The organism is Methylocapsa sp. S129 (assembly GCF_009765995.1).
In the GTDB taxonomy this organism is placed as follows: Bacteria; Pseudomonadota; Alphaproteobacteria; order Rhizobiales; family Beijerinckiaceae; genus Roseiarcus.
Window position 1 is genome coordinate 184,329 of record NZ_LMUI01000020.1, and the last position, 11,700, is coordinate 196,028.

Annotated in this window: 8 protein-coding genes; 7 read left to right on the forward strand and 1 reads right to left on the reverse strand. The window is 65.6% G+C overall.

Annotation, left to right across the window (positions count from 1 at the left end; genetic code table 11):
- The first annotated feature begins 118 nt into the window (after positions 1-118).
- The 6 genes from GSQ90_RS13555 to GSQ90_RS13580 all read left to right on the forward strand — a co-directional run bounded on the left by GSQ90_RS13555 (position 119) and on the right by GSQ90_RS13580 (position 10,248).
- The gene (locus tag GSQ90_RS13555) at positions 119-2,260 is read left to right on the forward strand and encodes a ParB/RepB/Spo0J family partition protein (protein ID WP_158815357.1); all 2,142 of its coding nucleotides are present in this window, start codon (positions 119-121) and stop codon (positions 2,258-2,260) included.
- 104 nt (positions 2,261-2,364) lie between these two features.
- Positions 2,365-2,784, forward strand: coding sequence for a hypothetical protein (locus GSQ90_RS13560; protein WP_158815358.1), 420 nt, complete (start codon positions 2,365-2,367; stop codon positions 2,782-2,784).
- 66 nt (positions 2,785-2,850) lie between these two features.
- On the forward strand, positions 2,851-3,417 hold the full coding sequence (locus GSQ90_RS13565; RefSeq protein WP_158815359.1) for a hypothetical protein: 567 nt from the start codon (positions 2,851-2,853) through the stop codon (positions 3,415-3,417).
- A 189-nt stretch (positions 3,418-3,606) separates the two neighbouring features.
- On the forward strand, positions 3,607-7,935 hold the full coding sequence (locus GSQ90_RS13570; protein WP_158815360.1) for a strawberry notch family protein: 4,329 nt from the start codon (positions 3,607-3,609) through the stop codon (positions 7,933-7,935).
- A 1-nt stretch (position 7,936) separates the two neighbouring features.
- Positions 7,937-8,977 carry a toprim domain-containing protein gene (locus tag GSQ90_RS13575; protein WP_158815361.1) on the forward strand — a complete coding sequence of 347 codons (1,041 nt, stop codon included), beginning with the start codon at positions 7,937-7,939 and terminating at the stop codon, positions 8,975-8,977.
- 332 nt (positions 8,978-9,309) lie between these two features.
- Positions 9,310-10,248, forward strand: coding sequence for a DUF2493 domain-containing protein (locus tag GSQ90_RS13580; RefSeq protein ID WP_158815362.1), 939 nt, complete (start codon positions 9,310-9,312; stop codon positions 10,246-10,248).
- 74 nt (positions 10,249-10,322) lie between these two features.
- Here the strand turns inward: GSQ90_RS13580 and GSQ90_RS13585 are convergent, their stop codons facing one another.
- Positions 10,323-10,532, reverse strand: a complete 210-nt coding sequence (locus GSQ90_RS13585) for a hypothetical protein (protein ID WP_158815363.1) — start codon at positions 10,530-10,532, stop codon at positions 10,323-10,325.
- Between the two features lie 168 nt (positions 10,533-10,700).
- Between GSQ90_RS13585 and GSQ90_RS13590 the strand changes: the two genes are divergently transcribed.
- Positions 10,701-11,189 (forward strand): hypothetical protein, encoded by a 489-nt coding sequence (locus GSQ90_RS13590; protein WP_158815364.1) that lies wholly within the window; start codon positions 10,701-10,703, stop codon positions 11,187-11,189.
- The last annotated feature ends 511 nt before the right edge of the window (positions 11,190-11,700 follow it).

Consider the following 11,700-nt stretch of genomic DNA (forward strand, 5'->3'; position numbering starts at 1 on the left):
GTCGGACACACCAGTCGGATAGTTCGGCTCTGGAAGAGGAAGAGGGCTGCGCGAGTTTTCGCGGCGGGTTGGAGGTCGAGAGAGAGGCTCTCGGCCGCCCGCCGCGGAGACTACCCCGATGGCTGGTGCCATTCAGAAGATCACCCTGTCGTCCTCGCGCGACATTCCCTTCAACAAGCTGGTGCTCAGCCAGTCGAACGTCCGGCGCGTGAAGGCCGGCGTTTCGATCGAGGAGCTGGCCGACGATATCGCGCGGCGGACGCTCCTCCAGAGCCTCAGCGTCCGGCCAATCCTCGACGCTGACGGCGCCGAGACCGGCATGTTCGAGATCCCCGCCGGTGGCCGACGCTACCGCGCCCTCGAATTGCTGGTGAAGCAGAAGCGCCTGGCCAAGACCGCACCCGTGCCCTGCGTCGTGCGCGATCCCGCGACCGACATTCTCGGCGAAGACGATTCGCTCGCCGAGAATATCCAGCGCGCCCCGCTGCATCCCCTCGACCAGTTCCGCGCCTTTCTGGCACTTCGCCAGAAGGGCCGGTCCGAGGAGGACATCGCCGCGGCGTTCTTCGTCGGCGTGAGCGTGGTGAAGCAGCGCCTGCGGCTTGCCTCCGTCTCGCCGACGCTGCTCGACATCTACGCCGAAGACGGCATGTCGCTTGAGCAGTTGATGGCGTTCACCGTCACGGCCGACCATGCCCGCCAGGAACAGGTCTGGCAGGCGATCTCCGGATCCTGGTCGAAGGAGCCCTACCAGATCCGTCGCATGCTGACGGAAAAGACGGTGCGCGCTGCCGACCGGCGGGCCGTGTTCGTCGGCCTGGAAGCCTATGAGGCCTCCGGCGGCCTGGTCCTGCGCGATCTCTTCCAGCAGGACGATGGTGGCTGGCTCGAAGATGCCGCCCTGCTCGATGGCTTGGTCGCCGAGAAACTGAAGGCCGAGGCGGAGAAGATCGCCGCCGAGGGTTGGAAGTGGATCGAGGTCGCGATCGATCTGCCTTACGGCCACGCCCATGGGCTGCGCGCGCTTGAGGGCGTTGCCACCGGCCTGACGGAAGAGGAACAGGCGACGATAGAGGCGCTGAACGCCGAATACGCCAAGCTCGAGACCGAGTATGCGGAAGCCGACGAGTTGCCCGACGAGGCAGATCAGCGGCTGGGCGAGATCGAGACGGCACTTGCCGCCTTCGGCGATCGTCCTCTCAGCTACGCGGCGGCCGACATCGTGCGCGCCGGCGTCTTCGTCACCATCGATGCCGAGGGCGCGCTCTCGGTCGATCGCGGCTACGTCCGTTCCGAGGACGAGGCGCCTATCGTCGAGCCGGGACACGAAGGCGACGAAGACGACGTGATCGCTGGTTCGCAGGGCACCGAACCGGGCGCGCCGATCGTTCAACGCGCGGTCATCGCCATCGGCGGCCAGTCTTCGGAGCCGGAGGACGAGGATGACGATGTCGTCAAGCCGCTGCCGGACCGTCTCGTGACGGAGCTGACCGCCGAGCGTACGCTGGCGCTACGCGACAAGCTGGCCAACACGCCAACGGTCGCGTTCCAGGCGGTGCTGCACAAGTTTTGTCTGGACGTCTTCCAGCGCTTCTTCTCCTCCGGCAGCGCGATGGAAATCTCGGTCCGCAGCATCGCCTTCCCCGTGCAGGCGCAAGGGCTGAAGGACACGGCCGCGGCGCGCGCGATCGCCGGGCGTCACAAGGTCTGGGAAGACCGGCTTCCGAAGGACCGCGCCGATCTTTGGGACTGGCTCACCACGCTCACCGGCGACGAGCAGGCGGCGCTCTTCGCCCATTGCGCCTCGTTCGGCGTCAATGCGCTCTATGAGAAGGCCGACCGCTACGGCGGCGTGGTCACGTCACACGGAGTCGAACAGCGCATCGCCGAGGCGGACCGCATCGCACGGGCCGTCGATCTCGACATGGTGGGAGCCGGTTGGCGGCCGACCGCCGAGAACTACCTGGGTCGCGTGCCGAAGCGCCGCATTCTCGACGCGGTGCGAGAGGGCGCGGGCGAACGGGCCGCGCACCTCATCGACCACCTGAAGAAGGGCGACATGGCCAAGGAGGCGGAAAGGCTTCTGGCCGATACCGGCTGGCTACCGGAGCCCCTGCGGCCCGTCACCAAGGACGAGGCGGCGACCACCGCCGGCACCTCGGACGCCGAGGTCGGCGCGCTGCCGGAGTTCCTTGCCGTCGACGGCGAGGACGCCGCTGCCGAGGATGCGGAAGACCCGCGGATGATCGCGGCCGAATAGCGCCAGGACGCGGGGCGGCCACCGGCCGTCCCGCGTGTCTTCGTCTCTTACCCCATTGAACAGGCCGGCCTTCGCGTCGGGCTTTCGTGTTTCTCGAGGTCATCATGCCCGTCTTCACCATCGAAACGACTTACCGCCTCCCGATCTATCGGCAGCGCACCTATGAAGCCGTAACGGCCGAGCAGGCCTGCGGTCTCGCAATCGCCGACGAAGGCTGGGATGACGGGAAATCCGATGCCGACGTTGCCGGCGACACCTACGTCAGCGGCGCGTGGGAGGGCCGGGACACCGCCTATAGCAGGAAGGTTCTGCCGATCCCCTCGCGGTTCGGCGAACAGCCTCAGCGCAAGGCCGAGCATTTCGAGGTGCTGCTCGGTCTCCTCAAGATCTTCGCGAATGCCCCCGCCGGTGGGCTGTCGGATGCCGCCGACCGGCGTTGGCGGACAGATGCCGCCATCGCGAAGGCCGAGACGATCTTGGCGGGTGAAGGCGATCCTGATGTGAGCCCCAATCGAGAAATTTAGCGCGCTAGGGGTTGACCGTGAGTGGACTACGTCTTACATCAGCCGTAGTCCACTCACGTAGAAGCCATGGCCGACAAAACGATTGCAGAGCGTGCCCGGCGCCAACGGGGCGTCCGGCTCACTGAGGGTTGGCAAGAAGTAAAGGTGTGGGTGCCCACGGAGGCCGACGCCGAAGATGTTCGAAAACTCGCCGCGGAGCGCCGCAAAAGAGCGGAAGCGCTGCACGGCCTCAGCAAGGAAGTACCAATGATCGACATGAACACGGAACTACGGATCGCGAAGGCGATCTCGGAACAAGGCTCGGCGGCGTACACGACAGAGTCGGGAGCCGTCCTCGAGTTGATGACCCATCTCGCGGATGAAGACGACCTGCAAGGCCTGTCGCGCGCATTCGTCATCTTGGCGCGCGCCAAGCCACCGAACGCGGCATTCGTGGCGGCTCGGGTCCCCGCGAAGATCTCGAACTTTCTGATCAAGCATCGCGGCATCAATCCAATCGCGTTGCTGAAATGGACCTCGGCCTACCCCGCGTGGGTCGAGGACCTGAAGGACGCAGTACGTGACCCCGTCCGCTTCGAGCAGGTGGTCGAAGCGATGGCGACTGCCATCAACCAGGCGGCGGCCACGAACTAGCGCTCCGACAAGAACAGGCCCGGCCTCGGACTGCGTCCAGAGGCCGGGCCTTTTTTATTGCCTTCGCTGGTTCGCGGTCGTCGCGCGCCGAGAGGAAGAGGACGGCCGCGCCGGCTTTGAGCCGATGCGGTCCGAGAGAGAGCGCGCCGGCCGGCTCGCCCCGTTTCCCGCTCTCCCGAGGTTCCCTCCATGAACGACCTTTCCCCGCTCGCGGCCGCATTGGCCGCACCGATTGCTGCCGCTCGCCCTTCCCACGCAGCCGGCGCCATCTTCTCGGCGGCCGAGCAACTGCTCCCTCAACTCGAACGTGGCCAGCGCGTCGACGCCGCGATCCTGCGTGCCGCCATGGAGGCAGCCTTCGGTGCTTCCGACGCATCCGGCGCCTGGGACTGGAAGACGGCCTACGACGCCTGCGAGGCGGCCACCGTCCTGTTCCTGCGCAAATACGGCAAGGCGCTTTTCCGTAAAGCCGACTCTCCGGCTGCACGGCTTTCCGCGCTGACGAAGATCGCGAGACTTCTCCCCACCCACACGCGCCGCTCGGCCGAGAGCGAGACCTTCCAGCAATTCTCGACGCCGATGCCACTCGGCCTCACGGCGGTGACGGCGGCCGCCATCACATCGGCCGACCGTGTGCTGGAGCCGTCGGCGGGCAGCGGCCTCCTCGCGATCCTGGCTGAGATCGCCGGCGGCGCGCTGGCGCTCAACGAGCTGGCCGAGACCCGCGCCGGCCTTCTGTCTTCCCTCTTTCCGGCCGTTTCGGTTGCCCGCTTCGACGCCGCGCAGATCGACGATCATCTCGATCCGACGGTCATCCCGAGCGTGGTGCTGATGAACCCACCGTTCTCAGCAGTAGCGAACGTCTCAGGCCGCATGGCCGACGCCGCGCTCCGTCACCTCAGTTCGGCTCTTGCGCGCCTCGCTGACGGCGGTCGCCTAGTCGCCATCACCGGAGCGAGTTTCGCGCCGGACAATCCGGTATGGACGGACGCCTTCATCCGGCTGCAAGAGCGTGGCCGCGTGGTGTTCTCGGCCGCGATCGACGGCGGAGTCTACGCCAAGCACGGGACGACCATCGATACGCGGCTGACCGTGATCGACAAGCGGCCGGCCGACGATCCGACCGTCTTTCCAACTTCACCGGGGCTGGCGTCTGACGCCGCCACGTTGCTCGGCTGGGTGATGCGTTATGTTCCCGCCAGGCTGGCGGTCGCAGCGTCTGTCGCGGTTTCGACGGTCGCACGGCCGGCCATTCCCCGGACCGTCCGCGCATACGCTATTCGCCCGTCCGCTGTTCCGGCCAGAACAGCTGAGGCCGAGGCGGTCGAGCTCGCCTATGAGACCGTCGATTGGACGCCGGCCGAGGGCGGCCGCATCACCGATGCGCTTTATGAAGAATACGGATTGCAGGCGATCCGTATTTCCGGCTCTCAGGCACATCCGACCAAGCTGGTGCAGTCGGCAGCGATGGCCTCGGTGGCGCCGCCGAAACCCTCCTACCGGCCACATCTTCCATCGAACATCATCTCCGACGGCGTGCTGTCCGACGCCCAGTTCGAATCCGTCATCTACGCGGGCGAGGCCCATTCGGACTTCCTCGCGGGATCGTGGACAGTCGACGAGACCTTCGATGTCGTCTTGGCGGCCCGTGACGACGCCGAGAACGCCGTCCGCTTCCGGCGCGGCTGGTTCCTCGGCGATGGCACCGGCGCTGGCAAGGGACGCCAGGTCGCCGGCATCCTCCTGGACAATTGGCTTAAAGGCCGCCGCCGAGCCATCTGGGTGTCGAAGTCCGACAAGCTGATCGAGGACGCCCAGCGCGACTGGTCGGCCCTCGGCATGGAACGCCTGCTGGTGACGCCGCTGTCGCGCTTCCGCCAGGGCACGCCGATCCGGCTCAGCGAGGGCGTCCTTTTTACGACCTATGCCACGCTACGATCCGACGAGCGCGGCGAGAAGGTTTCGCGGGTTAAGCAGATCGTCGAATGGTTGGGCTCCGGTTTCGACGGAGCGATCATTTTCGACGAGAGCCACGCCATGCAGAACGCCGCCGGCGCCAAAGGCGAGCGCGGCGACCAGGCTGCCTCGCAGCAGGGCCGCGCCGGGCTTCGCCTCCAGCACGCGCTGCCGAATGCGCGCGTCGTCTACGTCTCGGCGACCGGCGCCACTACCGTCCACAATCTCGCCTATGCCCAGCGTCTCGGCCTCTGGGGCGGTGAGGATTTCCCCTTCGGCACGCGGGCCGAGTTCGTCGAAGCCATCGAGGCTGGCGGCGTCGCGGCGATGGAGGTGCTTGCTCGCGACCTGAAGGCCCTCGGCCTCTATGCGGCGCGCTCGCTCAGCTACGAGGGCGTTGAATACGAGTTGATCGAGCACCAGCTCACCGATGAGCAGATCCGCATCTACGACGCCTATGCCGGGGCGTTCTCGATCATCCATAACAATCTCGACGCGGCGATGCAGGCGGCGAACATCACCGGCGAGACCGGCACGTTGAACGCGCAGGCGAAGTCCGCCGCGCGCTCCGCCTTCGAAAGCGCCAAGCAGCGCTTCTTCAATCACCTCATCACGGCGATGAAGACGCCTTCGCTGATCCGCTCGATCGAGCGCGATCTCGAGCAGGGCCATGCCCCCGTTATTCAGATCGTCTCCACCGGCGAGGCGTTGATGGAGCGCCGGCTTGCCGAAATCCCGACCGAGGAATGGGGCGACGTCCAGGTCGACATCACGCCACGGGAATATGTTCTCGACTACCTCGCTCATTCCTTCCCAGTGCAGCTCTACGAGCCGTTCACCGACAGCGAGGGCAATCTTTGCTCGCGGCCGGTCTATCGTGACGGCCAGCCCGTCGAAAGCCGGGAAGCCGTCGCACGGCGTGATCGGCTGATCGAGAAGCTCGCCTCGCTGACCCCCGTTCCCGGCGCGCTCGATCAGATCGTGCAGCGCTTCGGGACCGATGTCGTGGCCGAGGTGACGGGACGCAGCCGGCGGATCATTCGCAAAGGCGACCGCCTCATGGTCGAGAACCGCGCCGGCTCGGCCAATCTCGGCGACACGCAAGCGTTCATGGATGACGTGAAGCGTATCCTCGTCTTCTCGGAGGCGGGCGGAACCGGACGTTCTTACCATGCCGAGCTATCGGCGAAGAACCGACGGCTGCGCGTCCATTATCTGCTGGAGCCTGGCTGGAAGGCCGACGCTGCAATTCAGGGGTTAGGTCGGACGAACCGCACCAACCAGGCGCAGCCTCCGTTGTTCCGGCCGATCGCGACCAATGTGAAGGCGGAGAAGCGTTTCCTCTCTACCATCGCGCGCCGACTCGACACGCTGGGCGCGATCACGCGCGGCCAGCGCCAGACCGGCGGCCAGGGCCTGTTTCGCCCCGAGGACAATCTGGAAAGCCACTACGCGCGCGACGCCTTGCGCCAGCTCTACATGCTGCTGGTCGGGGGCAAGGTCGAGAATTGCTCGCTCGCCCTGTTCGAGGATGCGACCGGACTGAAGCTCACTGACGCAAACGGCATCAAGGACGAACTGCCGCCGATCACGACGTTTCTGAACCGGCTTCTGGCGCTCACCATCGATCTGCAGAACGTGCTGTTTACGGCGTTCGAGCTTTTGCTGACCGCCCGCATCGAGGGCGCGATCGCCAGCGGCGCCTACGACGTCGGGCTGGAGACGCTGCGAGCCGAGAGCTTCACTGTCACGGACCGGTGCACGATCTACACCCACCCGGGCACGGGTGCGGAGACCCGGCTGCTGACCATCACGCAGCGCGAGCGCAATCGCCCGGTGACGCTGGTTGAAGCCCTGGATCGTCTCTTGGACCGCCGCGCCGTGCTGCTGGTCAATGAACGCTCCCGCCGAGCGGCCGTGCAGGTCCATGCGCCGAGCCTCATGCTCGACGACGGCGAGATCGAACGGCGCGTGCGGCTGGTCCGTCCGATGGAGGGGCACAACGTCCCGTTGAAGACGATGGCCGAAAGCCACTGGATCGAGACCGACCGCGAAGCCTTCGCCGCCGCTTGGCGAGCAGAGCTTGCCGAGGTGCCGGAGTTCACTGACAGCGCGATTCACATCGTCGCCGGCCTGCTGTTGCCGATATGGAAGCGGCTACCGAACGAGTCGACGCGCGTCTATCGGCTCCAGACCGATGCCGGCGAGCGCATCGTCGGCCGCAAGGTCTCGCCCGCCTGGGCGGTGGGCGCGGTAGCGACCGGCATATCCACTTTGACGCCGGAGCAGTTGTTTGCGGTCCTGGTGGACGGCGGCGCCGTCATCGACCTCGCCGAAGGACTGCAGCTCCGCCGCGTCCGCGTTATGGGCGCCAACCGCATCGAACTGTCGGGTTTCACCGACACGATGCGCGATCGGCTTCGGGCCTATGGCCTGTTCCATGAGATCATCTCATGGAAGCTTCGGATGTTCGTGCCGACTGACGCCAGCGGCGGCGCCATTCTGGCGAAGGTGCTGGAGCGCTACCCCATCGAGCGCGTCGCGGACCGCGAGGCAGCCTGAGATGGCGCGCGACGCAGCCGAATTGGCGCACCGTCTCGCGCGCGATGCCGAGGCGGTGTGTCGATACTATCTCTCCAAGGGTCGTCGAGAGGGCCGCTATTGGCTAGTCGGCGACGTGCGCAACACGCCCGGCCGCTCTCTGTTCGTTCGGCTCAAGGGGCACGAGTCGGGCAAAGGGGCGGCCGGTAAATGGACCGACGCCGCCTCCGGCGAACATGGCGATCTCCTCGACGTTATCAGGGAGAGCCGCGGCCTGGCCAACTTCCGCGACGTCGCCGATGAAGCACGGCGCTTCCTTCGCTTGCCGCGACTGGACCCGGAGCGAGAGTCGACGCATCGATCGGCGCCAATGCCAGCCGGATCGCCGGAATCGGCACGGCGGCTCTTCGCTATGTCGCAGCCGATTGCGGGCACAGTCGCAGAAGCGTATTTGCGCAATCGCGGCATTACGGATTTGTCCGGAATCGGAAGCCTCCGGTTTCATCCCCGCTGCTACTATCGGCCAGACGCATGGTCGTCGACGGAGACTTGGCCCGCGATGATCGCCGCGGTCACCGACCTCGACGGCAAGATCACGGGCGCGCACCGGACTTGGCTCGACCCTTCTGGTGACGACAAGGCGCCGATCGACACGCCGCGAAGAGCCATGGGCCACCTTCTTGGTAATGCCGTCCGCTTCGGCGTTGGGGGCGAAGTCATGGCGGCGGGCGAAGGCATCGAAACCATGCTGTCGCTCCGATGCGCCATGCCGACCATGCCAATGGCGGCCGCGCTCTCGGCCGCGCATCTCGCCGCCATCCTGTTCCCGGAAACGCTGCGTCGGCTCTACATCGCTCGCGACGACGACCCGGCTGGCGATGGCGCGATGGCCACCTTGGTCGGACGAGCACAGCAGGTCGGAATCGAGGCGATTACCTTGTCGCCTCGCTTCGGTGACTTCAATGGAGATCTCCGCACGCTTGGCGTCGATGCGCTTTGGGCAACGCTGAGGGTCCAGATCGCACCGCAGGACGTCGCGCGCTTCATTGAGCTGGCGGCATGACCGGGATCGGAGGGGTTGGAATTGCGGGGGCGCCGGAGTCACATCGGGTCGGACACCGCCGCTTCCCTTCGTCGGAGAGGACCGCGCCCACGGCCTTCTGAGAGGGCGATCGATGCGGCAAACGGCCCGGCCCGGCAATGGCGGATGGCCGACTATTTTCCGTCGGCGGGCGAGCCCGCCTTTACATCGCGAGGCAAAATAGCCGGCCCCCGCCATCCTCCGCTTCGCTTCGGCCCTGCGCTTCACTCCGGGTGCAGGTCCGGTCCGCCCGCCGCCTTTCGTCGCCACGAAGGCCGCGATGGGCGCGGCCGATCCGACAAAGGAACGCACCGATGATCACCGACCACGAAGACACCGGCCACGAGCCGCCGCACGCCTCATCCCCGACCGATCACGTCCTCGAAGAACTCCAGCTCTACGGCTACCGCCCCTTCCAGGACGAACCTGATCCAAGACCCCTGCCGGAAGCCAAGATCGTCGCCGGCGCTGTCGCCGACATCTTCGACGCCCTCGTCGCGACGCTGGCCGACACCCGTCTCGAACCCGACCTCCAAGATCTGCTCTGGTCGACCGTCAATATCTTCCACCGCGCCACGAGCCGGATCGAGCGCGAACTCGACGACAATGAGCAAGCGCAAAAGCGCAGCCAGAAGGAGCAGGACGGCTCGGAAATCCGCTCGGTCGAATTGGAGCGCCTGACGGCGGAGGGCCAGACGCTCATCGAGCGCAGGAACAGCATGGAATTCTTTCGCGACCAGGCCGCCGACCAGTTCGAGCACCACATCCACTCCGCCTGGCGGCCGCGCGCGGGATCGAAGGTCAACCACCGCACACTGACGTCGTCGATGATCGATAGCCGCGATTTCATCGCCGCCAAGCGCCGCGCCGAAAACGAGGTGCTGCTACCTGCTGGCCCCAAGATCGCTGTCACCGGCGGACTCGACTTCAACGATCATCGGTTGATCTGGGACCGGCTCGACAAGGCTCACGCCAAACATCCCAACATGGTGCTGCTGCACGGCGGATCGCCGAAGGGCGCTGAGTTGATCGCCGCCAAATGGGCCGCGAATCGCAGGGTTCCGCAGATCGCCTTCAGGCCCGATTGGACGAAGCACGCCAAGGCTGCGCCGTTCAAGCGCAACGACGCAATGCTGGACGTCCTGCCGATCGGGGTCATGGCGTTCCCCGGCACCGGCATCCAGGACAACCTCGCCGATAAGGCAAGGAAACTCGGAATTCCAGTCTGGAAATTCGGCAAGGGCGGCGCGTGAGCGCCGCCTATGCACAAAGGCGGAATTCCGCAGAACAGGAAAGGCGCGCATCCGCCTTTTCGTAGAGCCGACTGTCAGTAGGGCTCACCCGTTACCGCCATCCTCGCCGAGCGCGCATAATGTTCCAACTCGACGTCGTTCTGGATCAGAACCTCGAGCAGCGCCTTCATGTCCGTCTGATCCGAAAACGGCTGGAAGTCTCCCGGCTGATGTTCGATCGCCAGCACTGCGATGGCGAGCGCCTTCTTCACCAGATGCAGATCGCGTCCTCTGAACTCGGCCATGCCGTCACCTCTCGCGAGAAGATCGAACACTTGCGCATCGCCGCCTGCAAAGAAACATAACCCACATTTTCCCTGCCATGCGCCGGCGTCTTCGACTATACTGCGCCTGCGCCGCGGTGGTGGTGGAAGGCGCGACCGTCAGAACTTTGTCTCACGGAGGCCACCGCCATGATCCTCGTTGGAATCGCTCTCAGCCTCTTCGGCGTCGGCTTCCTCTGCTGGCTGCTGTTCGCGCTCGCTGTCTACGCGACTCCATTTTTCGTCGGCGTCACTGCTGCGCTCGTCGCATTCAACTACGGCGCCGGTATGGTCGGTTCGCTAATCGTTGGGCTCGCTGTCAGTGCAATTACGCTCGTTGCTTGCCAGGCCGCCTTTGCCGTTGCCAAATCGCCTGCCGTTCGCGGCGCAATCGCCCTGGTCTTTGGGGCGCCAGCGGCCGTCGCGGGATTTCACGCGACATTCGGACTCGCGCAGATTGGCGGCTCCTTAGAAGTTTGGCGCGACCTTTTCGCGGTTATTGGGGCCGTTATCGTCGGCTGCACGGCTTTCGTTCGTTTGACGCGCACGACGGGCCCTACCTCGTATGAGCGGAGCGTTGCTTTCATCTCTGCCCAGCCGCCATCGCCGCCGCTTGCGTCCTCGACCACAGGGGATTGACGTCAGTCGTCTCCATCGTCCTGTTGGCTGAAAGGGGTTGGCGTCCGACTCGTCCGCTTGAGACGCATGACGGCCTTCGCAAGAGCGTTGCCGGATGTCTTTGCCAAACTCTGGCCGACGACAAAGACCCGATCTCGGCGTAGTGCTTGCGGCGGCGAAAGCGGTTTCACGGGGAACAAGTCCGTCCCTTTCCTACGCCGCGGTTTCCTTCTCCTCTTCTGATCTTTCCTGCCTCTTGCTTCGCCGGCTCCGAGTTCGTCATGTCTTCTTCTGAGGATGCTGTCTGAGCACGGACCACGCGTCCTCTCTTTGGCTTGATCTGGCCGAAGGCCGGCTGCGCCTCGATCGCCTAAGCCGCAACGGCGACGGGGAGACTTTCTTCCCCTGCCGGCCGAGCCGGCATTCCTCGCGAGACAAGAAAGTCTCTCCGTCGCCGTCCTCCACTGACGTTTCGGCCCTGGCGGGTGCGTCGTCGATCGCCTCCGGCTCACCGATCGCCATCGAGGCCGCG